The organism is Achromobacter aegrifaciens, from assembly GCF_902859965.1.
In the GTDB taxonomy this organism is placed as follows: Bacteria; Pseudomonadota; Gammaproteobacteria; order Burkholderiales; family Burkholderiaceae_B; genus Achromobacter; species Achromobacter aegrifaciens.
In genome coordinates this window covers 714216-734286 of record NZ_CADIKO010000001.1, presented here as the reverse complement: position 1 = coordinate 734286, position 20071 = coordinate 714216, and the positions used below count along the sequence as shown (strand labels likewise).

General features: G+C 66.5%; 17 protein-coding genes. 5 read left to right on the top strand and 12 right to left on the bottom strand.

Annotated elements, in window-relative coordinates; translation table 11 throughout:
* Nucleotides 1–12: 12 nt before the first annotated feature.
* Complete coding sequence (locus HV793_RS03410; RefSeq protein WP_175212670.1) at nucleotides 13–978, bottom strand: Bug family tripartite tricarboxylate transporter substrate binding protein; 966 nt, start codon at nucleotides 976–978, stop codon at nucleotides 13–15.
* A gap of 105 nt (nucleotides 979–1083) precedes the next feature.
* On the bottom strand, nucleotides 1084–1530 hold the full coding sequence (locus HV793_RS03405) for a cupin domain-containing protein (protein WP_054452115.1): 447 nt from the start codon (nucleotides 1528–1530) through the stop codon (nucleotides 1084–1086).
* Nucleotides 1531–1703: 173 nt separating this feature from the next.
* Here HV793_RS03405 and HV793_RS03400 point away from each other — a divergent pair, with 173 nt between their 5' ends.
* Together HV793_RS03400 and HV793_RS03395 are read left to right on the top strand one after the other, a co-directional pair.
* On the top strand, nucleotides 1704–2585 hold the full coding sequence (locus HV793_RS03400; RefSeq protein WP_119450399.1) for a dihydrodipicolinate synthase family protein: 882 nt from the start codon (nucleotides 1704–1706) through the stop codon (nucleotides 2583–2585).
* Complete coding sequence (locus tag HV793_RS03395; protein ID WP_054452113.1) at nucleotides 2582–3547, top strand: Bug family tripartite tricarboxylate transporter substrate binding protein; 966 nt, start codon at nucleotides 2582–2584, stop codon at nucleotides 3545–3547. Before HV793_RS03400 ends, HV793_RS03395 begins: the two co-directional genes overlap by 4 nt.
* A gap of 12 nt (nucleotides 3548–3559) precedes the next feature.
* Here HV793_RS03395 and HV793_RS03390 read toward each other — a convergent pair whose 3' ends face one another.
* A complete protein-coding gene (locus HV793_RS03390; protein WP_175212669.1) occupies nucleotides 3560–4465 on the bottom strand; it encodes a LysR family transcriptional regulator in 906 nt (301 codons plus the stop codon).
* A gap of 40 nt (nucleotides 4466–4505) precedes the next feature.
* Nucleotides 4506–5588, bottom strand: a complete 1083-nt coding sequence (serC, locus tag HV793_RS03385; RefSeq protein ID WP_175212668.1) for a 3-phosphoserine/phosphohydroxythreonine transaminase — start codon at nucleotides 5586–5588, stop codon at nucleotides 4506–4508.
* Between the two features lie 131 nt (nucleotides 5589–5719).
* Between serC and pdxR the strand changes: the two genes are divergently transcribed.
* Nucleotides 5720–7213 (top strand): MocR-like pyridoxine biosynthesis transcription factor PdxR, encoded by a 1494-nt coding sequence (gene pdxR, locus HV793_RS03380; RefSeq protein ID WP_175212667.1) that lies wholly within the window; start codon nucleotides 5720–5722, stop codon nucleotides 7211–7213.
* A gap of 6 nt (nucleotides 7214–7219) precedes the next feature.
* Here pdxR and HV793_RS03375 read toward each other — a convergent pair whose 3' ends face one another.
* The 7 genes from HV793_RS03375 to HV793_RS03345 form a co-directional block, all read right to left on the bottom strand.
* On the bottom strand, nucleotides 7220–8518 hold the full coding sequence (locus HV793_RS03375; RefSeq protein ID WP_175212666.1) for a serine hydroxymethyltransferase: 1299 nt from the start codon (nucleotides 8516–8518) through the stop codon (nucleotides 7220–7222).
* A 39-nt stretch (nucleotides 8519–8557) separates the two neighbouring features.
* On the bottom strand, nucleotides 8558–9757 hold the full coding sequence (locus HV793_RS03370) for a benzoate/H(+) symporter BenE family transporter (RefSeq protein WP_054452108.1): 1200 nt from the start codon (nucleotides 9755–9757) through the stop codon (nucleotides 8558–8560).
* Between the two features lie 157 nt (nucleotides 9758–9914).
* Nucleotides 9915–10775 carry a patatin-like phospholipase family protein gene (locus HV793_RS03365; protein ID WP_175212665.1) on the bottom strand — a complete coding sequence of 287 codons (861 nt, stop codon included), beginning with the start codon at nucleotides 10773–10775 and terminating at the stop codon, nucleotides 9915–9917.
* Nucleotides 10776–12773: a flavin-containing monooxygenase gene (locus HV793_RS03360; protein ID WP_175212664.1), complete on the bottom strand. Its 1998-nt coding sequence runs from the start codon at nucleotides 12771–12773 to the stop codon at nucleotides 10776–10778.
* Between the two features lie 43 nt (nucleotides 12774–12816).
* Nucleotides 12817–13782 (bottom strand): Bug family tripartite tricarboxylate transporter substrate binding protein, encoded by a 966-nt coding sequence (locus tag HV793_RS03355; RefSeq protein WP_054452105.1) that lies wholly within the window; start codon nucleotides 13780–13782, stop codon nucleotides 12817–12819.
* Nucleotides 13783–13816: 34 nt separating this feature from the next.
* Nucleotides 13817–14809 carry a ketopantoate reductase family protein gene (locus HV793_RS03350; RefSeq protein WP_175212663.1) on the bottom strand — a complete coding sequence of 331 codons (993 nt, stop codon included), beginning with the start codon at nucleotides 14807–14809 and terminating at the stop codon, nucleotides 13817–13819.
* A 48-nt stretch (nucleotides 14810–14857) separates the two neighbouring features.
* Nucleotides 14858–15616: a class II aldolase/adducin family protein gene (locus HV793_RS03345; RefSeq protein WP_175212662.1), complete on the bottom strand. Its 759-nt coding sequence runs from the start codon at nucleotides 15614–15616 to the stop codon at nucleotides 14858–14860.
* A 297-nt stretch (nucleotides 15617–15913) separates the two neighbouring features.
* On the opposite strand from HV793_RS03345, the gene HV793_RS03340 reads away from it, so the two are divergent.
* Nucleotides 15914–17452 (top strand): class I adenylate-forming enzyme family protein, encoded by a 1539-nt coding sequence (locus tag HV793_RS03340; protein WP_175212661.1) that lies wholly within the window; start codon nucleotides 15914–15916, stop codon nucleotides 17450–17452.
* 16 nt (nucleotides 17453–17468) lie between these two features.
* Here the strand turns inward: HV793_RS03340 and HV793_RS03335 are convergent, their stop codons facing one another.
* Nucleotides 17469–18377, bottom strand: a complete 909-nt coding sequence (locus tag HV793_RS03335) for a LysR family transcriptional regulator (RefSeq protein ID WP_054452101.1) — start codon at nucleotides 18375–18377, stop codon at nucleotides 17469–17471.
* Between the two features lie 135 nt (nucleotides 18378–18512).
* Here HV793_RS03335 and HV793_RS03330 point away from each other — a divergent pair, with 135 nt between their 5' ends.
* A complete protein-coding gene (locus HV793_RS03330; RefSeq protein WP_175212660.1) occupies nucleotides 18513–20039 on the top strand; it encodes an argininosuccinate lyase in 1527 nt (508 codons plus the stop codon).
* The last annotated feature ends 32 nt before the right edge of the window (nucleotides 20040–20071 follow it).

Genomic DNA, 20071 nt, shown 5'->3' with positions numbered 1-20071 from the left:
ATCCTCCGCGGGCTATTTTCCCGGCTCCGCGGAGAATACCAGTCGCCACTTCTGCTGTTCCTGGCGCATGCGCTCCAGAAAGACCTGCGACCCCGCGGGCATGGGCTGGCTGCCTTGCGCATGGAGCTGCGCCATGCCCTCGCTCTGCGCCACCGCCTGCATCGCATGTTCCAGCTTGTCGAGGATGCTCCGGGGCGTGGCGGCAGGCGCTACGAGTCCGGATATCGAGCCCACATCGAAATCGCCGCCCAGGGCTTCGCGGGCCGCGGGAACGTCAGCCAAATTTGACACCCGCTGTGCCGAGGTTACGCCCAGCGCCCGCATCCGTCCGGACTGTATGAATGGTCCGACCACCACGGTCTCTACCGCCGTCACGTCCACCACGCCCGAAAGCAGGGCGGTGGCGGCTTCCGCGCCGCTCTTGTAGGGCACATGCATGAGCGTGGCGCCGGTCTGTCGCTGCATCAGGGCGAATACCTGGTGTATCGAGGTGCCTTGTCCGGAGCTGGCGAAGGAGACGGCATCCGGCTTGCTGCGGGCCCGCGTCACCAGCGCCGGCAGGTCCCGGATCGGGGAGTCTTGCGGCACGACCAGGGCCAGCGGCGTGTTGGCGATCATGGAGACGTAGGCGAAATCCTTGAGCGCGTCGTAGTTCAGCTGCTTGTGGATGAGCGGATTGACCGCGACCATGCCGTTGGTGATCACCATCAACGTGTAGCCGTCGGGCTTGGCACGGGCCACGATGTCGGCGGCGATATTGCCGCCGGCGCCCGGCTTGTTCTCTACGACCACCGGCTTGCCGAGCTCGGCTTGAAGCTGTTTGGCCACGGTGCGGGCGGTGAGGTCGGTGATGCCGCCGGCGCCGAACGGCACGACCAGCGTGATGGGGCGCTCAGGCCAGTCCGTTGCAGCCTGGGCCTGAGCGGCAAGCGAAAACGTCAACGACGCGAGGCAGGCGCGCAGAAATCGTGCGTGCATGATGGTTTTCTCCTTGGAATGTTCTATTTCTTGGTGGGCAGGTCGGTTTCGACTGCCTGCCGTGGACGGCTGCCAATCCTGGCTGCCGCCCCGGGGAACCGCGTATCAGTGTTCGAGGTCCTGCTCGGTGATCGCGGGCGGCTCGCCCTTGATGTTCATGCGGCCTTCGTAAACCGGCCGGCCGCCGGTCGTTGGGCCTTGGTACTGGACGAAGAACAAGGTGCCGCCCGTTTCGGTGCTGAGCGCTTCCTCGATGTGCGGGTCCGGATGGAACACCACGGTGCCGGGGCCGTACATCTTTCCGCCCATGTTGAATTCCCCTTCGATCACGTACCAGACCTGGGCGAAGTCGTGCTTGTGCAGGCGGAAGCCCGCGCCGGGTTCATAGCGGAGAAATCCTGCGTTGGGCTCGGTGAGGCGTTCCGCCCGCGTATGGAAAAGGAACTTCGTCTTGTTCTTGAACCGGCCCATTTCCCATTCCATGTCCTCCGGCCTGCGGTACTCGGGCATGTGGTGGGTCTGCGCCTGGTCGAGAACGTCATTGCTGCTCATGGCTTGCTCCTTGGTGATAGACCGGGAAAGTCTATCGGCCTTGCGCGGGAATTACTGGATACAAGATTTGCCTGTACGGCAGTGTGGGCGGGAGGTATCAGGCGCTCTGGAAATAGGTATTGGACCGGCCTGGGCGGCGTCCCTAGACTGCAAGCCAACATGGAGAACGAGCGATGCACTTGAAGGGAATCATCGGCTATCTGCTGACGCCTTGCGATGAACGCGGGCGGGTGGACCATGCGCTCTTGGAAGCGCACGTCGAGCGGCTGATCGGCGAGGGCGTGCATGCGCTGGCGCCGCTGGGCAGCGTCGGCTGCCTGCCTTACCTGGACGACGGCGAGCGCGAGGCCGTCATCGACACCGTCATCCGCGCGGCAAGCGGGCGGCTGCCCGTGCTCGCGGGCGTGTCCAGCCTGAGTACCGCCAGCACGGTGCGTCACGCGCGCTACGCCGAACGCGCGGGCGCCGCAGCCTTGCAGCTATTGCCTAGCACCTACTGGAAGTTGACCCAGGACGAAATCCACGCCTACTACCGCGAGGTCTGCCAGTCGGTCTCCACACCGGTGATGGTCTACAACAACCCGTTCACGACGGGCATGGACCTGCCCGTCGAGTTCCTGGCCCGGCTGGCCGAGCTGCCCAACGTCACCATGATCAAGGAAAGCAGTCCGGACCCGACGAAGATCGCGCGGCTGCGCGCGGCCTGCCCGGACCGGACCGCGGTGTACATCGGCCTGAATTGCATGGCGCGGACCGGGTTTGCGGAAGGGGCGGCGGGTTGGTGCACGGCGTCGGCCAACGTCAGCGCGTCGTTTGCCCTGAACCTGTATCGCTGCGCCATGGCCGGCGACGCGCGCGGCGCGGACGAATGGTTCGGCCGCCAGATCGATCTCTTGAACTTTCTCATGGACCATGGCTTGCCGCGGACCGTGGCCGCGGGCTTGCGCTTGCGCGGCCTGGACAGCGGCCATCTGCGCGCGCCTCTCGCGCCGTTGGCCCCGGACCTGGAACAACGGCTTCTTGAAATCCTCAAAAAAATGGAGATCGCGCGATGAACAAGGGATTGCGCCGCTGCATGGCGGCTTTGTTGGGTGTAGTGCTTCCCGCTGCGGCGGCATGGGCGGGGTCGTATCCCGACCAGCCCATACGCCTGATCGTGCCGTTCGGCGCCGGCGGCGTGACCGACACCACGGCGCGGGTGTTCGCCGAGGGCCTCACGCGCGAGCTGGGCCAGCCGGTGGTGGTGGAGAACCGCGGCGGCGCGGGCGGCTCGATCGCCGCGGGCGCGGTGGCGAAGTCGCCGGCCGACGGCTATACGCTGCTGGTGATCACCAACGGCATGGTCGCGGTCAATCCGCTGATCTACAAGAAGCTGCCCTATGATCCGAACAAGGACTTCACCTACGTCGCGATGTTGGCCAATACGCCGACGGTGCTGGCGGTGGGGGCGGACAGTCCATATGCATCGTTGCCGGAAATCATCAAGGCCGCGTCGGCCAAGGCTGACAATATCGCGTTTTCCACGGCCGGCGAGGGCTCCGACAACTATCAAGTTCTGGAGCTGCTGCAACAGGCGACCGGCGTGAAGATGCTGCACGTGCCTTACAAGAGCGGATCGGAGTCCATGACGGCCGTGATGAGCCGCAACACGGATCTGACGGCCGTTTCCGCCGTCACCGCGGTGGGTTTCGTCGAGGCCAAGCAGATTCGTCCTTACGCGGTGACGTCGTCGCGACGCCTGGCCAATCTGCCTGACATTCCCACGGTCAAGGAAGTGCTGGGCAAGGACGTGGAAGGCGGGTCGCTGTCGGGTATTGCCGTTCCCAAAGGCACGCCGGCCGATGTGGTTGAGCGCCTGAACATGGCCATTGCCGCGGTGGCAAAAAGCCCATCGGTGCAGGACAAGATCTACGCGCGTGGCAGCGAACCCGTGGATGGATCGCAAGCGGCGTTCGAGCAGCGGGTCGTGGCCGAACAGAAAAAATGGGCGGGCATTCTTTCGCGTCCGGCGCCGTAAGCCCCAGGGGGGTCAGGCGGCTTGCGCGCCCAGCACCTCGCGCGCCGTGTCGATGAACCAGCGGACTGCCGGATTCATGGACTCGGCGGGCGCTGCCAACGCCATGGCGTAGGTCAGGGGCGCGCCCTCCACGTCCATGAGGTCCACATATGCCACGTTGTCGATGGCGATCCGGCGCAGCGCCGCCGGCACGATGGCGACCCCCAGGCCCGCGGCGATGAGCGGCAGGCTGATGAGGGCGTGGGACGATTCCTGCAGAACCCGGGGATGAAACCCCGCGCGCTGGCAGGCCGCGACGATCTCTCCCGCGAACCCGGGGCTGTCGGAGTGCGCCAGGGTCACCAGCGTTTCATCCGACAGGTCCGAGAGCCTGGCGCTTTTCATGCCTGCCACCCGGTGGCCCGCAGGCACGGCCAGCGCCAGCCGTTCGCGCTGCAAGCCCGTGATTGCGATGCCCGGCACCCCGGACGCGGGCGGCACCAGGAATGCCGCGTCCAGCTCGCCGCGCTGCAATCCTGCCAGGATGCCGACGGTGCTGCCGCTGGTCAGTCGCAGGCGTATGTGCGGAAAGCGCTGCGTAAACTCGGGCAGGATGCGTGGCAGCAGGTTCAACGCGGCGCTGGGCACCGCGCATACCCGCAGCGCGCCCATACGTCCTTCGGCCGCATCGCGTGCAGTCTGCAGCGCGGCATCGGCGCCTTCCAGCAGGCGCTTCGCTTCGCGCAGAAAGGCGCCGCCGGCGACCGTGAGGCGCACGCCCAGGCGGTCCCGTTCGAAGAGGTCTGCACCAATCTCGGTTTCGAGCCGTTTGATTGCGACGCTGAGCGGAGGCTGGGTCATGTGCAGCCGGGCGGCCGCCTTGCGATAGTTCAATTCCGTGGCCAGAACCACGAACTGCCTGAGCTGCCTGAAATCCATGCTGGTCTCCCTGTGCTTTCTTGGGGCCGTCGCGCCGGCTTCAGCCTCGCGTGCGCTGGAAGTCTGTCATGAAATCGGCCAGCGCGGCCGCAGCAGGCAGCTCCACCGCGTTGTACAGACTGGCTCGGATGCCGCCGGTGTGCGCGTGTCCTTTCAACCCCATGAGCCCGACGCTCTCGGCCTGACGCAGAAACAGGGGCTCCAGGGCGGAATCGGCCAGGAAGAACGGCACGTTGTTGATGGACCGGAATTCCGGCCGGACCTTGTTGAAGTAGAAGCCGTCGCTGGCGTCGATGGCGCGGTACAGCAGCCCGGCCTTGGCCTGGTTGGCCTGATGGATGCGTTCCACGCCGCCGGTCCGGCGGATCCAACGCAGCGTCAGTCCGGTCAGATACCAGGAGAAGGTGGCGGGCGTGTTGAGCATCGAGTCCGCCCGCGCCGCGTGCGCATAGTTCAGCACGTCGGGCGTGATGGGCAGCGCGCCGTCCAGCAGGGCTTCGTCCACCACCACGACCGTGACGCCGGCGGGCCCCATGTTTTTCTGCGCGGCGGCGTAGATCAGACCGTGCCGGGACACGTCGATGGGCTTGGACAGCAGGCTGGAGCAGGCATCGCACACCAGCGGGACGGACGCGTCCGGCGCGGCGGGGAACTGCACGCCATGCACCGTCTCGTTCTCCGTGTAGTGCAGATAGGCCGCATCGGCGTCGAGCTGCCATTCGCCGGGCGCAGGGATGCGGTCGAAGCCCGATGCCTCGCTGCTGGCCGCGACGCGGACCTTGCAGTAGCGCCGGGCCGCATCGATGGCCTTGCCGGACCAGAGCCCCGTGTGAAGGTAATCCGCCGACGCCTTGCCGCGCAGCAGGTTCATCGGCACCTGCGAGAACTGCAACGAAGCACCTCCTTGCAGGAACAGCACCTTGTAGCGGTCGGGGATCTGCAGGATGGCCCGCAGGTCCGATTCCGCCTGGCGTGCGATATCGATGAACACGCGCGAGCGATGGCTGATTTCCATTACCGACATGCCGGTGCCCGCGAAATCGAAGAACTCTTCGTGCGCCTCCTGCAGCACTTCCAGCGGCAGCGCGGCCGGACCAGCGCTGAAGTTGTATGACCTTGCCATATTTTCCGATTCTGCCCCGCCTGGCGCGGGCTCCTGCATGGTTACGCCCGCGGTTGCCGTGGCGATCGGGTGAGTCTACGGATAGAATGGCCGGCCCGGACAGGCCAGTTTTCTTCTTGTGAGCAGACCACATGCCTAAGACCTTCGAGCTGGATACGCTGAGGATGCGCATGAACGATGCGGAGCTCCAGCGCCTGGAGCTGCATCAGAGAATTCAGCGGGCGCTGCGCGCCCTGATCCTCGACGGTGCGCTGGGGCCTGGCCTCAGGCTGCCCGCCACCCGCGGACTGGCCAAGTCGCTGGGGGTGGCGCGAGATACGGTGGAGAATGCCTATGTGCATTTGCACCGCGACGGCTACATCGTGCGGCGCGAGGGCTCGGGCAGCTACGTGTCGCAGACCGTGAGCACCGAACTGCGCGGCGCCGCGCGAAGGCGCGCGAAGCTGGATAACAAGCTGGGCGCACTACCGCCGGGGGCAGGCCTGAGCCGGCGCGGGCGCATGATCCTGGACAGCGGCGGGGTCGCGGACCAGCAGGCCATCAAGGCGTTCGCCACGGGCCTGCCGGAAACCCGCAGCTTTCCCACCGACGTCTGGGAACGGCTGCAGCGCCAGGTCCTGAAGGACTACCGCAGCCATGTGCTGCTGCATGGCGACCCGCAGGGCGCCGAGCCCTTGCGCCGCGCCATCGCCGCCTATCTGAACCTGGAGCGCGGGGCCAAGGTCTTGCCTGAGCAGGTGCTGGTGTTGAGCAGCACCCGCCAGGCCCTGTTTCTGTGCGCGCAATTGCTGACGGACGCCGGCAAGCCCATTCTGATGGAAAACCCCGGCTACTTCGGCGCCCGCAAGGCCTTCGAATCCGCGGAAACGCGGATCGTGCCCATCGATGTCGACGCGCAGGGCATACGCACGGACCTGCTGCGCGCGGACCGCAGCGGCGCCAACTGCGTGTACGTGACGCCGTCGCACCAATACCCCACCGGCGTGACGCTGTCGCTTGAGCGCAGGCTGGATCTGATCGGCTGGGCGGCGGAGCACGGCAAATGGATCATCGAGGACGACTACGACAGCGAATTCCACTACGACGGCCTGCCTACGGCCTGCGTGCAGGGGCTGGACATGCACCAGCGCACGCTCTACCTGGGTACGTTCAGCAAGACGCTTTATCCGGGTCTCAGGATGGGATATATGGCGCTGCCGCCCGGCCTGGTCGATGCCTTTGCCCGTGCGCGCAGCATCATGGACGGGCATACGCCGCAGATCCTGCAGCTGACGCTGGCGCGCTTCATGGACGACGGCCATTACAACTCGCACGTGCGATCCATGCGCAAGCTGTACGCGGGACGGCGGCAGGTGCTGCTGGAGTCGCTGGGCAAGCAGCTGGACGGCGTCGTGCAGGCCTACAGGCCTCCCGGCGGGTTGCAGATCCCATGCCTGCTGGAGCGCGGATGGTCGGAGGAGCAGACCATCCGCCAAGCCGAGGCCGCGGGCCTTCGGCTGCCTGGACTGAGCCGGCTCTATGCGGGCGATCACAAGCAGCAGGGCTGGCTGCTGGGCTATGCCTCGCTGACGGCCTACGAGATCGACGCCGCGGTGCTGCGGCTGTCGAATGCGTTGAAGCGCTAGGGGACTTCAGTACGGCAGCGGGAAGCGCCTGGCCAGCCCGGCCACGCCTTCGCGGATGGCGCTTTCCGTGCGGGCGTCGACGGCCCCGGCGCGCACGCCGCCCAGCAAGGCCAGGATCATGTCGCCGATTTCCTGGAATTCGGCGGGTCCCATGCCGCGCGACGTGCAGGCGGCGCTGCCCACGCGTATGCCGGAGGTAACGGCCGGCTTGGCGGGGTCGTTGGGGACGGCGTTCTTGTTCAAGGTGATGCCAACCTGTTCCAGCGCTTGCTCCGCCGTATTACCGGCCAGTCCCCAGGGTCGCAGATCGACCACGCCCAGATGGCAGTCGGTGCCGCCCGACACGATGGACAGGCCGCCTTCGGCCAGCCGGCGGCACAGGACGCGCGCATTCTCGACCACGGCGTGGGCGTAGGTGCGGAAGGCGGGCTGCAGCGCTTCGCCCAGGGCCACGGCCTTGGCGGCGATGATGTGCATCAGCGGACCGCCCTGCAGGCCCGGGAATACGGCCGAATCGATCTTGCGGGCGAGTTCGGCGTCATCGGTCAGGATCATGCCCCCGCGCGGGCCGCGCAAGGTCTTGTGGGTGGTGGTGGTCGTGACGTGCGCATGCGGCACCGGCGAGGGATACGCGCCGGCCGCGGCCAGGCCGGCGAAATGCGCCATGTCCGCCATGAAGATCGCGCCCGTCTCATCGGCAATGGCGCGAAAACGCGCGAAGTCCAACGTGCGCGAGTAGGCCGAGCCGCCGGTGATGATGAGCTTGGGTCTTTCCTGGCGCGCGATGCGCTCGACCTCGTCCATGTCCACCCGATGCGTGGCCGGATCGACGCTGTAGCTCAGCGCCTGCAGCCAGCGTCCCGACATGTTGACCTTGGAGCCATGGGTCAGGTGTCCGCCCGCCCTCAGGTCCAGGCCCAGGATCTTGTCGCCGGGGGCCAGCAGCGCCAGGTAGACCGCCTGGTTGGCCTGGCTGCCCGAGTGGGGCTGTACGTTGGCGTAGCGGGCGCCGAACAGACGCGTGGCGCGCTCGATGGCGATCTCCTCGGTCACGTCCACGTTGACGCAGCCGCCATAGTAGCGGCGGCCAGGGTAGCCCTCTGCGTACTTGTTCGTCAGCACGGAGCCCTGGACTTCCAGCACCGCGCGGCTGACGAAGTTTTCGGAAGCGATGAGTTCTATCGAGTGCCTCTGCCGGCGCCGTTCGGCGTCGATGGCGCCCCAGATGCCGGGGTCGGCCTGCGCCAAGGGCAGGGCGCTGACGCAAGGCAGTGCGAGGCTGTCGGGAAGGTTGGGGTTCGTCACGGTGGTTCCTGTTTCGATGGACGTATGGAGATGAAGGGGTCAGGAATTGGCTGCCAGCGCCCGCTGGCCGCCATGGATGAGCAGGTGCGCGGTCAGGCCGGCGACCAGCCCCCAGAACGCGCCGCCCACGCCCAGCAGGGTGACGTTGGCGGCGGTGGCCAGAAAGGTGATGAGCGCGGTCTCCCGGGTGCGGGCGTCGGCCATCGCATTGGCCAGGCTGCCGCCGATCGCGCCCAGCAAGGCAAGGCCGGCCAGCGTGGTGATGAATGCCTTGGGCAGCACCATGAACAAGGTCGCCAGCGTGACGCCGAAGGTGCCCACCAGGATGTAGAACACGCCGCAGGCCAGGCCCGCGAGGTAGCGTTTGGCGGGATCCGGATGCGCATCCCGGCCGGTGCAGATCGCGGCGGTGATCGCCGCCACGTTGAAGGCGTGCGCGCCGAAGGGCGCCATGAGGAGCGAGCCCAGGCCCGTCACGGTGAGGATCGGGTTCGCGCTGGTCTGGTAGCCGTCGTTGCGCAGCACCAGCATGCCGGGCATGTATTGCCCCGTCAGCGTGATGATGAAGAGCGGCAGGGCGACGCCCAGCAAGGCCTGCAGCGAGAACTGCGGCATTTCGAAGACCGGCGCTGCGAGGCTGAGGTGGACTGCCGAGAAGTCGATGCGGCCTTGTGCGATGAGCAGCGCAAGGCCGATGACCAGGATGCCGACCACCGCAAAGCGCGAGGTATAGCGCTTGAGCAGCGCATAGGAGATGACCAGCACGATTACCAGCAGTGGATCGGCGCTGGCCCCGCCGAAGGCATTGACGCCGAATTGCAGCAGGATGCCGGCCAGCAGGCCGGCGGCAATGCCGCCCGGAATCATGCGCACCAGCTTCTCGAACGCGCCGGACAGGCCGAGCACGACGAAGCCCAGCGCCGACAGGACGTACGCGCCGATGACCTCGCCGTAGGGCGTGAAGGGCATCACGGTCGCCAGAAACGCCACGCCGGGTGTGGACCAGGCCGTAATGACGGGCGCCTTGTAGCGCCAGCTCAACAGTGTGCCGGTGATGCCGACGCCGATGGAAACCGCCCATACCCAGGACGCGGTCTGGGCAGGAGTCAGCCTGGCCAGCTCCGCGGCCTGGAACACCAGCACGAAGGTGCCGCCGTAGTTCACCAGCACCGAGATCAGGGCGGCGACGGTGGGGGAAAAGAAGTCGGCGGGTCTGAGGCCAGCCGGTGATGCGTTCATGATCAACTCCGCGTTCGTGGTGGGGCCAGGCCGCGCGGCGGCCGGGCTTGAACGGGGAGTCTAGGGTGCTGGCGGTATGTCGATACCTGCCACATTCATGAAAGTGGGCAGACCGCTTTCCTGAGGGGAACAGCGCTGGGCGGAGTGCGGGACAGGCTCAGCGCCACGCTTGCCGCAGGGTTTGCGCAAGCGCCGATGCCTGGCGCAGCCCGGCCTCGGCGGCGTCGGCGCGGCGCGCCGGGTCCAGCACGTTGTCGCCGATGGCCTGCTCGCTGGTCGCGTCCGGCAGCACGGCATGGACCTGGCTGCCGGCCTCGCGCAGGGCCTGCAGTTCGCGCCGCAGATGGCCGCTGACCGGATTCCCTTCCCGATAACCCAGCGGCGCCAGCACTACGACCTGCTGATAGCCGGCCGCCATATCGGCATTGGTCATGGAGCGGATGCCGCCGTCCATGTAGGTCGCGCCGCCGATGGGCACGGCCGGCCAGGCGCCCGGCACGGCGCAGCTGGCGGCGATGGCATCGACGAAATCGACCTGGTCGGCGGCGCTGAAACTGCGCCCTTCGCCGGTGGTCGTGTCGACCGCGACCACCAGCAATGGACGGGAAGGCCAGTCGCTTGCGCCCAGACGGGCGGCGATGATGGCGCGGCGTTCCGCCAGTGTGGGCGTGGCGGAACGCCGCGCATAGGCGCCGATGCGCTGCCGCGCTTGCTGCAGGTCCGCGCCCACTTTGCCGTACAGCTCGCGGTTCTTTTCGTCCGCGGCTTGTTGCGAGTACGGACGATATTGTTCGGCGCCCGTCCCTCCCAGTTGCGTCGCCAGCAGCTGCATGGGCGGGACGCCCAGCGCCAGCTGCGCGCCGGCGACGGAGCCTGCGGAGCAACCGATGAACAGGTCCGCCGCGGTGAGGTCGACGCCCTGGCGCGCCAGGCCCGCCAGGATGCCGATCTCCCAGGCCAGCCCGGTCACGCCGCCGCAGCCCAGTACCAGGCAGCGCTTCTTCTGCGGATGCGCCATTCAGGCTGTCTCGACGCGAGTGGCGGCGGACGGCTCGGTTTCGCCCTCGCCGGACGCCGGACGGTAGTGGTAGTCGCCCATGTCCGTCTTGCGCAGCATGTGCCAGTAGTCGTCGTTGCGGAAGGGAGTGGGCGCCACTACCTTGCCATGCGCGTTGCGGTACCAGTTGCTCATGCCCTTGTGGGTCCAGATCATGCGGTCATGGGCGGCCTGGACACGGGCGTTGTAGGCGTCGTGCCTGTCCCTGCGGACTTCGATCTCGAAGCGTCCGCCGGCCTTGTCCAGACCTTGCTGCAATAGGCCCATGACATAGCGCACCTGGGTCTCCAGCAGGGCGACGACGCTGCCGCCGTGGCCCAGGGCGGTGTTGGGGCCGGCCAGGATGAACAGGTTGGGGAAGCCCGGCGCCGCGACGCCCATGAAGGCCTCGGCCCCTTTTTCGTCCCAGGCTTCGCGGATCGAGCGCCCGCCGCGGCCATAGAGCTTGAACGAGGACAACAGGTTGATCGCGTCGAAACCGGTGGCGACCACCAGCACGTCCAGTTCGTGCGCCCGGCCGTTGTCGCTCACCACCGCGTTTTCCGTGACCCGGGCGATGCCGCCCGTGACCAGTTCGACGTGGTCCCGGGCCATGGTTCGGAACCAGCCGTTGTCCATCAGCATGCGTTTGCCGAAGGGAGGGTAGTCGGGCAGAACGTCCGGCAGCAGGTCCTGGCGGTCGCCGAGTTCCGCCTTGATGTAGCTGGTGAAGTGTTCGCGGTGCCTGTCGTTGATCTGATTGATGGCGCGCTCGGGGTGCGGCCATTGCGGATCGATCTGCAGCGTGGCGTGGACGCGGTCGTTGAAGATCCAGGCTAGCCGTTGGCGATACCACTCCTGGTAGTACGGCACCTCGCGCAGCAGGAAGCGGACGTCCTCCGGCACCGGTTTCTGGAATTTCTCGAAGGGCGCGGCCCATTGCTTGGAGCGCTGGAACACGGTCAGGGAGCGGACCTGGTCGGCGATTGCGGGAACGACCTGCATGGAGCTGGCGCCGTTGCCGATGATGCCCACGTTCTTGCCGCGCAGGTCCAGGCCTTCCGGCCAGTTGGCCGTATGGAAGCAGGGGCCCTTGAAGCTCTCCAGGCCGGGTATGGGGGGCAGCTTGGGCACGTTCAGCAGGCCCACCGCGCTAATGAGGATGTCCGCCACATAGTCCTGGACCTGGCCGTCCTGCCCGACCGTGCGTATGTTCCAGCACAGCGCGTCTTCGTCGTAGCGGGCGGACTCCACGCGCGTGTTGAAGCGGATGTTGGGGCGCACGCAATGCTGGTCGGCGACGCTTTCGAAATAGCCCTGGATCTCGCCTTGCAGGGCGAAGTAGCGGGACCAGTCGTGCTTGGCGAACGAGTACGAGTAGATGTGGTTAGGGGTGTCCACGCCCGCGCCAGGGTAGCGGTTCTCGTACCAGGTGCCGCCGACTTCGGCGTTCTTCTCGATCACCACATACGGAATGCCCGCGCCTTGCAGGCGGATCGCGGCGCACAGGCCTGCCACGCCGGCGCCGATGACCAGCACCCGATAGCCTTGCGGCACCTGGAACGCATCGTGTTGCTCCAGCGCGAAGTCCGGGTCCAGGCCCAGCCAGGCGGCGATCATGGGGCCGTACGAGTCGGGCACATCTTCCCCGATGCTGGTGCGCAGCATGGCGACCAGCTGTTCATGCGCAGGCGCCGGCAGCGTGGGCTGCTGGCCGCGGCGGGTCAGCAGGATGGCCGAGTACGCGGCCTCGCGGATCTCTTCCTGCACGGCGTCCGGCAACCCGCCAGGGTCGTTGTCTTCCAGGCCGCGAATGCGCGAGCACTGGTAGCGCTCGGACAGCCATTGCGTGTCGCCCGTCAGGTGCACCAGCACCATGAGCAAAGTGGGGATGTTGGCGCTGGCCAGCGCGCGCTTGAGCGTGGCCTCCCACAGGTCGTTGCCGAACGGTGTTGCCGGAGCCGGGGTATCGCGATGCATGTAAGGGTCCTTCCAGGAGTGGCGTGGGGGATCGGGTTGCGGCCTACTCGGCGGTTGCGCCGGACTTCTTGATCAGCTCGGCCCATTTGGCGCTGTCGCTGACGATGAAGGCGCCGAAATCGCCCGGCTTGGTGAACAGGGCGTCCAGGCCCATTTTCTTGAACTGCTCCTGCACGTCGGGCGCCGTCTTCATCTTCTGCAGGGATGCCTGCAGCCTTTCGACGACCGCGGACGGCGTGCCGGCCGGGGCCACTATGCCCAGCCAGGGCATGGCGTCGTAGCCGGGCAGGCCGGACTCCTCGACCGTGGGCAGGTCGGGCAGCACCGAGGACCGCGTCTTGGTGGTGACGGCGAGCGGCCGTACCTTGCCGCTATCGAGGAAAGGCTGGGCGGCCGCGATGTCCACGAACAGCATGTCGACTTCGCCGCCAGCCAGGGAGGTCAACGCCGGAACGCTGCCCTTGTAGGGGATGTGGGTCATCTTCAGGCCGGTCAGCGCGGCGAACAGCTCGCCCTCCAGATGGTTGGACGTGCCGTTGCCGGAAGAGGCGAAGGTCGCCGACTTGCCGTCCTTCTTGAGCGCGGCGATCAGTTCCTTGACGCTGGACGCCTGCACCTGCTTGCCCGTCACCAGTACGTGCGGCACGCTGGCGATGAGTGAAACGGGCTGGAAGTCCTTGACCGGGTCGTAGTTCGCGGTGTTCTTGTACAGGCTGGGAGCGATGCCCAGGGACGATGCCGCCATCAACAGCGTGTAGCCGTCGGCCGGCGCCTTGGCCACGTAGGCCGAGGCGATCATGGTGCCGGCGCCGGGCTTGTTGACCACCACCACCGGCTGGCCCAGATCTGCCTGCAGCTTGGCCGCGACCTGTCGGGTCATGACGTCCGTGACGCCGCCGGGCGTGAAGGGCACCACGATGTTGATGGGCTTGTTGGGATAGTCCTGGGCGTGGGCGGCTGCGCCCGTGCAGATCAGGGTTGCGGCCAGGCAATGCGATAGCCATTTCATGAGTTTGTCTCCTGTGGTTTTCTAGGTGTGGCGTTCAGATGGAGCCTGCGCTGAGGCTCCGGTGCCGGATCAAGCCCCAGACCGTGTTGGCGTGGGGCATGTCCAGGTTCAACTTTGCTGCGATCTCGATCATGGCGCCGACCAGGGCGTCGGTTTCCAGCGGCTTGCCTTGCAGCGCGTCCTGCAGCATCGAGGTCTGGGCGGCGCCGGCGCTGGCGGCTGCCTGCATGCGTTGTTCTACGGTGACCGGCAGCTCGAGCCCGAGCGCCTGGCCCAGCGCCAGGTACTCGCCGAGCATGGCGCGCGCCAGTTTTTCGAGATATGGATCCTGGACCATGGCTGCCATGGTGGCGCGGGCCAGCACGCTCAAGGGGTTGAAGGTGGCGTTGCCCATCGCCTTGATCCAGACGGCTTGGTGGATGTCGCCGCTGACCTCGCATTGCAGGCCTGAAGCTTGCAACAGCCCGGCGAGCCGATCGGCCCGCGCAGACATGGAGCCGTCCGGTTCGCCGAGGATGAGATTGTTGCGGGCGTTCTGGGCCGCGATGCCAGGCGCGGTGGCGTTCGCCGCGATGTACACCACGGCGCCCAGCACCCGCTCCAAAGGCAGCGCTCGCCTGAGGGCGCCGCGGCCATCCACCGATTGCAGCGGCGTGTCGCCCAGGGGACTGCCCAGCGTGGGCAGATACCACCAGGGGATGCCGTTTACGGCCGGCACCACGGCGCCCTGCGGCGCGAGCATCGGCGCCAGGTGCGCGGAGATATCGTCCAGCGCCTGTTGCTTGACCGCAAGAATCAGGTAGTCCGCGTCGCGCACCTGGCGCGGTTCGTCGGTGGCGCGCACCGGGTAGTGGCGCGTGACGCCGTCGACCGTCAAGCCGACGCCGTGCTGGCGCAAGGCGGCCAGCGTCTTTCCGCGGGCGATCATGGTCACCTCGCAGCCTGCCTGGGCCAGGCGCGCGGCGAGCAGACAGCCGATCGCGCCCGCACCATATACCGCGACGCGGCATTGATGAGCATCTTTCATTTCTACTCTGCGAAAAAATGGGCCGCCGGGATGGCGGCGCGGTTGCCGCTATTCCTGGTATTCGGGCCGGATGCGTTGCAGCAGCCGGAGCAGGGGGGGCCAGTGCTTGTGGCGGGACGGGCGGTCCAGACGGTCGAACTGGCGGCCGACCTTCTCGGCAACTTCGGCTCCGGGCACAACCAGCGGCAGGCCGCCGGCCAGCGCCGCGACCTGCGCCTGGCAGGCGCGCTCCAGATAGAACATGGCGTCGAAGGCGTCCGGCACGCTGGCGCCGCAGACCAGCAGGCCGTGATTGCGCAGGATCATCGCGCTGTGGGAGCCGAGATCGGCGATCAGGCGCTGCTGCTCGTCCATGTCGAGCGCGACGCCTTCGTAGTCGTGATAGCCGATGCGGTTGTGAAAGCGCATGGCATGCTGCGAAATCATGAGCAGGCCAGCCTCTTGCGCGGACACCGCGATGCCGGCCGCGGTATGCGTATGCATGACGCAGGCCGCGTCGTGGCGGACGCGATGGATGGCGCTATGGATGACGAAGCCGGCGGGGTTGATGCCCAGGCCGGTCTGGTCCAGCAGGATGCCGCCGTCGATGTCCACCTTGACCAGGTTGGAGGCGGTAATCTCGTTGAACATCAGGCCGTAGGCATTGATCAGGAAGTGCGGCTGGGCGCCGGGAACCCGGGCCGAGATATGCGTATAGATGTGGTCGGTCATGCGCATTTCTACAGCCAGGTTGTAGGCCGCGGCGAGATCCACGCGCACTGCCCATTCTTCGGCCGAAACCTGGTCCTTGATCGGTGCCTCTTGCACGGCAGCTCCTCCGGTTTTGCATTCTTCTTGGTCTGGCCGGCGCCTCTGCTGCGTGGCCTCTTTCAAACGGAGTATAGGTTTTCCAGCCGCTGTCGACTAAGCAAACGTTTTGATGGAAACGCATAAATTCCATCAATCATTCGGCCATGCCGGCAGGCATGAAAAACCTTGATGGATATGCATAAAAACGTTTAGCTAGTGCGGCGAAATTCCGCTACCTATACTGATTTTCCTACCCATGGGCGCGGCCGCAAGGAGCCGGCGCGCCCTTGAAAAATCAGAATAGCCGGAGGCTGGATGGACGCTGCAGGAAACCGCGGGATCACGGATTTGCTCGATGAACAGGCGCTGTGCCACGGGCATAAGCTGGCGATCGTGCATGAGTACCACAACGGCGACATCAGCCAGTTGAGTTTCATCCAATTACGCGAAGCGGCCCGCGCATTTGCCGCGGGCTTGCAGGCGCGCGGCGTGAAGCCGGGCGACCGCGTATTCGTATTCATGGGCAACACGGCGGAGTACGTGCCGCTGTGGATGGGCCTGATGCTGGCGGGCGCCGTCATCGTGGCGGGCAACATCCATCTCACTGCGCCGGAAGTGGCCTATCAGCTTGAGCATTGCCAGCCCGCGCTGGCGCTGGTCGAGCCTGCGCATGAAGCGCTGGTTCGCGAAGTGTGCGCCGGGATGGACCAAGCGCCGGATATCGTGCCGGTGAAGCGCGGCAGCCTGGGGCAGGAAGGATTGAGCGGTGCGCTGGCTGCGGAATCCGCGGATTACCGGGCTCCCGATCTGTGCAGCGACGACCTTGCACAGATCCTGTACACCTCGGGCACGTCGGCGCGGCCCAAGGGCGTGATGCTCACCCACGCCAATCTGCTCTGGTGTGGCCAGGCGGGCGCAGCCAACAGCGGCATTGGCCGCGCTGACCGCGTGTTCAACAACAAGCCGCTGTTCCACGCCAACTGCCAGGAAACTGTGCTGTCCTGCCTGACCGCGGGCGCCACCGCGGTGATCGGGGAACGCTATAGCGCCACGCGCTACCTGCGCCAGCTCATCGAACACCGCATCACGATCTGCAGCCTGTCCGGCATGCTGTGCCGAACCTTGTTGAACCAGCCGCCCACGCCTTTCGATACGGCGCATCAGGTGCGGTACGCGGGCTATGCCATCAATATTTCGGAAGCCGAGATCGCGGCGTTCATCGAGCGTTTCCGCATCCCGCTGCGCAATGGCTATGGGCAGTCGGAGACCATGCTCTACATCACCTTGCAGCCGCATGCATCGCCGTCCGCCTATCCGTCCATCGGGCGCGCCACGCCCGACCGCGAAGTGTTCGTGGTCGACGACGACAACCGGCCGGTCGCCGTAGGCGCAGTGGGCGAGATCGTGGTGCGCGGACGTCCTGGGCGCACGCTGACCCTGGGCTACTACCGCGACCCGGCTGCGACGCAGGCCGTGTTCGAGGGCGGCTGGCTGCACACGGGGGATCTCGGCTACCAGGACGCCAAGGGCAACTTCTTTTTCTTCGGCCGCAAGAAGGAGGTGATCAAGCGGGCCGGCGAGAACATCTCGGCCGCGGAAGTGGAAGAGGCCCTGATGGGGCATCCGGCCGTGCGCGACGTGGCCGTGGTGGGCATACCCGATCCGGTGCGCGACCAGTCGGTCAAGGCTTTCGTCGTGCTGCACGCAGGGCACCAGGCGGATGCGGATGCCATCAAGACCTATTGCGCCGGGCGGCTGGCGTACTTCAAGGTGCCCGAGCACGTGCAGTTCATGGCTGAGCTGCCGCGCAACGCCAGCGGCAAGGTGCAGAAGCGCGCGCTGCTCGACGCCTGAACGCGGCCGCGAGTTCTCAGGCGTGGCCGGTAGCCGCCTTGCCCAGCCGGGCAAGGGCTTCGGCGACCTGATGGACGACGGACTGGCCCTGGTTGCGGTGGATGGCGATGGTGAACTCCAGCGTCAGCGGCGTCAGCGCCGGGTCCACCAGCACCAGGGTGCCGGCGCGAACTTGTTCGGCCACCATCATTTCCGGCAACTGCGCGATGCCGCCGCCCGCCTCGACGACTTCGATCAGGCTGTTCAGGCGATTGCAGCTGCAGATGTTGTCCAGGTTGGCGCCCATGTCGCGCAACTCGTCCTGCGCCGGGCCAAAGAAGCCCGACGGGCGCGATACGCACCACAGCGGCTCGGTTTGCAGTAGCGATTGCATGCTGCGGGGCTTGCCTTCCGCGTCGCTGAGCAGCCGGGACGAGACCATCCACGACATGCGGGTCGTGCCCAGCGATTCGCAGATGAACTGGTCGTCGCGCAGATGATTGGCCATGATGGCAATGTCCAGCGCGCCGGACGTCAGGTGCTCCTGCAGCTTGATCGCCAGGTCCAGCTCGATCTCGTAGGAAACGCGCGGCAGGGCGCGGCGCAGCTCGGGCACCACGCGTGAAAACCAGGTCATGGAAATCTCGCCCATGCCGATGCGCACCGTGCCGGCCGCGTTGTTGACGGCCTCCGCGTCGGTGAAGGCGTCTTCCACCGCCAGCAGCAGCGGTTCCACGCGTTCGACGAAGCGGCGTGCGGGCACCGTCAGTTCCAGCCGGCGGCCGCGCTTTTCGAAGAGCGGAAAGCCCAGCGACTGCTCCAGCTCTTTCATGCGCGCCGAGACGGCGGGTTGGGAAGTGTGCAGCCGTTCGGCCGCGGCGCGGAAGCTGCCCAGCTTGGCGATCTGGCACAGGGTTTCGGCGTTGGTCAGATTCGGACGGGGCATGGGCGAATGTCGTGGTTTTTGCGCGGTATGTTAAAGGAAATCGTCAGGAAATCCCGCCTGGCTCGGTGAAATCCGCCATTTCCCCCCGTCAGGCCCGTCGATACACTGGCCGCTCGCCATCCTAACGAGACAGCCATGAGACATCTACTTCCCGCCCTGAGTGCCGCGCTTGCCTTGACGCTCGGCGCGCAGGCATCGGCCCAGCAAGCCCAGCCCGCGGGCTCCGTGCCGCGCGATCCGTTCTTCTGGCTGGGCGAGATCAACAAGGCCACTGCCGTCATCAACACGGACGAGGGGCTGCTGGACAAGTCCATGGCGCCGCGACTGGCGGCCGGCGTGGCCAAGGTGATCAACGACGGCAACCAGCCGGGCGCCAAGCGCCCGGCCAGCGTCATCACCTTCGAGCCGCTGCTGATCAAGGCGGCGGGCGAGGATGTCACGCTGCTGCACGCGGGGCGCTCCAGCCAGGACATGCACGCGACCTACCGCAGCGCCATCCTGCGCGACAAGCTGCTGGACCTGGCGGCCCAGCTGAACGTCACCTCCACCACGCTGGTGGAACTGGCGGGCAAGCATGCAGCTACCATCGTGCCGAACTACACCAATGGCGTGGCGGCGCAGCCTAACAGCTATGGGCACTATCTGCTGGGGCAGGCCGCCGGCCTGGCCCGCGACGCCCAGCGCATCCGTGAGGCCTACGTGCGCATCGACCGTTCGCCGATGGGCACGACGGTGCTCAACGGCACCAGCTGGCCGCTGGACCGCAAGCGCATGGCGCAGTACCTGGGCTTCGCCGCACTGGTGGACAACGCCTATGACGCCTCGCAGATCTCGTCCATGGATCAGCCGGTGGAAGTCGCCTCCATCGTCACCAGCATTGCGCTGCGCACGGGCAATTTCGTCGAGGACGTAATGACCCAGTACGCCCAGCCGCGTCCCTGGATCCTGCTGGAAGAGGGGGGCGGCAACACCTACGTGTCCAGCGCCATGCCGCAGAAGCGCAATCCCGGCCTGCTCAACGATACCCGCAGCGATGCCTCCACGGCCGTGACGCTGGCCATGGGGCCGGTGGTGCAGACGCACAACATCACGCCAGGCATGAGCGATCCGAAGGACGTGAAGCAGAATTCCGCCATGGTGGATGCCGGGATTTCGGCGCTCAAGCGCTGGGACCGGGTGTTGAAGGCCATGGTCCTCAGCCCCGACCGCGCGCTGGAAGAACTGAACAGCGACTGGACGGCCTCGCAGGAACTGGCCGACGTGCTGATGCGCAAGTACAAGCTGCCGTTCCGCGACGGCCACCACTTTGCGTCCGAGGTCGTCAGCTACGCCAAGGCCAACAACATCAAGCCGCTGGACTTCCCGTATGAGCAGGCGCGCCGTATCTATGCGGACGCCATGAAGGACTCGAAGTACGGCAACGAACTGCCGATGAGCGAGGCGGAGTTCCGCTCCACGCTGGATCCCGTGGCCATCGTCAAGAACCGCGCCACTTCGGGCGGTCCGCAGCCGGCGGAAATGGAGCGCATGCTGAAGGAAGCGCGCGCGCAGCTGGCTGAGCAGGACGCCTGGATCAAGGCGCGTCGCGCCCACATCAACGATGCGCTGGCGGAGCTGGACAAGAAATTCGGCGCGCTGGTGGCCAGCGCGCCGAAGCAGTAGAACCTGCGGGAAGAGCGCTTCCCGGCGGCTGC

Excerpts from the sequence above, each read along its gene's own strand:
- HV793_RS03340 (WP_175212661.1), top strand. The coding sequence starts at position 15,914 with ATGGACGCTGCAGGAAACCGCGGGATCACGGATTTGCTCGATGAACAG.
- HV793_RS03365 (WP_175212665.1), bottom strand. The coding sequence starts at position 10,775 with ATGGCGCATCCGCAGAAGAAGCGCTGCCTGGTACTGGGCTGCGGCGGC.
- HV793_RS03330 (WP_175212660.1), top strand. The coding sequence starts at position 18,513 with ATGAGACATCTACTTCCCGCCCTGAGTGCCGCGCTTGCCTTGACGCTC.
- HV793_RS03360 (WP_175212664.1), bottom strand. The coding sequence starts at position 12,773 with ATGCATCGCGATACCCCGGCTCCGGCAACACCGTTCGGCAACGACCTG.
- HV793_RS03410 (WP_175212670.1), bottom strand. The coding sequence starts at position 978 with ATGCACGCACGATTTCTGCGCGCCTGCCTCGCGTCGTTGACGTTTTCG.
- HV793_RS03390 (WP_175212669.1), bottom strand. The coding sequence starts at position 4,465 with ATGGATTTCAGGCAGCTCAGGCAGTTCGTGGTTCTGGCCACGGAATTG.
- HV793_RS03350 (WP_175212663.1), bottom strand. The coding sequence starts at position 14,809 with ATGAAAGATGCTCATCAATGCCGCGTCGCGGTATATGGTGCGGGCGCG.
- HV793_RS03370 (WP_054452108.1), bottom strand. The coding sequence starts at position 9,757 with ATGAACGCATCACCGGCTGGCCTCAGACCCGCCGACTTCTTTTCCCCC.
- serC (WP_175212668.1), bottom strand. The coding sequence starts at position 5,588 with ATGGCAAGGTCATACAACTTCAGCGCTGGTCCGGCCGCGCTGCCGCTG.
- HV793_RS03400 (WP_119450399.1), top strand. The coding sequence starts at position 1,704 with ATGCACTTGAAGGGAATCATCGGCTATCTGCTGACGCCTTGCGATGAA.
- HV793_RS03405 (WP_054452115.1), bottom strand. The coding sequence starts at position 1,530 with ATGAGCAGCAATGACGTTCTCGACCAGGCGCAGACCCACCACATGCCC.
- pdxR (WP_175212667.1), top strand. The coding sequence starts at position 5,720 with ATGCCTAAGACCTTCGAGCTGGATACGCTGAGGATGCGCATGAACGAT.
- HV793_RS03395 (WP_054452113.1), top strand. The coding sequence starts at position 2,582 with ATGAACAAGGGATTGCGCCGCTGCATGGCGGCTTTGTTGGGTGTAGTG.
- HV793_RS03335 (WP_054452101.1), bottom strand. The coding sequence starts at position 18,377 with ATGCCCCGTCCGAATCTGACCAACGCCGAAACCCTGTGCCAGATCGCC.
- HV793_RS03355 (WP_054452105.1), bottom strand. The coding sequence starts at position 13,782 with ATGAAATGGCTATCGCATTGCCTGGCCGCAACCCTGATCTGCACGGGC.